General features: G+C 29.3%; 1 protein-coding gene. It reads left to right on the top strand.

Annotated elements, in window-relative coordinates; translation table 11 throughout:
* Positions 1-47: 47 nt before the first annotated feature.
* A complete protein-coding gene (locus V7161_RS30315; RefSeq protein ID WP_335716466.1) occupies positions 48-389 on the top strand; it encodes a hypothetical protein in 342 nt (113 codons plus the stop codon).
* The last annotated feature ends 93 nt before the right edge of the window (positions 390-482 follow it).

The raw sequence follows: 482 nt of genomic DNA, 5'->3' as shown, positions 1-482 counted from the left end.
ATGGAGAATAAATACCTTAACCCTTATATAAAAAGTAGGTGTTAGATATGATTGAAAACAAGAAAATGATTCAATTTTCACTAGTTGATATTATTGAAAGGAAAATACATTTTACTAATACAAATACCATATTTGATAAAATGGAGTTTCAATATAATGATGAAGGCGAACTTCAAGCTTATAATGAAATGCTGGTGGATGTTAAAGTTATGGACGAGAACGAATTTGTAAACAAGTACCTAAATATCATAAACACACTTGCGGTACAGTTTGAAAAAGAAGAATTTACAAATGAAACAGAGATAGAAAAAATGTCTGGATACAATAATGCAATAGTATCCATTTTGGAGTGTATAAACCCTATATTTAAGTATGATTTAAATGATTAGTTAATCTAAAGTGAATTAAGATTGTGAAGAAATATACTTAAAGTAACGGGTGCAAGAGTTAAGGGAACGGGATGGCTGAGGCGATCCTTTTTT

Source organism: Neobacillus drentensis, from assembly GCF_036965425.1.
GTDB classification, from domain to species: domain Bacteria; phylum Bacillota; class Bacilli; order Bacillales; family Cytobacillaceae; genus Neobacillus; species Neobacillus drentensis_F.
Note: the sequence above shows the minus strand (reverse complement) of the source record. Positions and strands in the feature narration are given on the sequence as shown.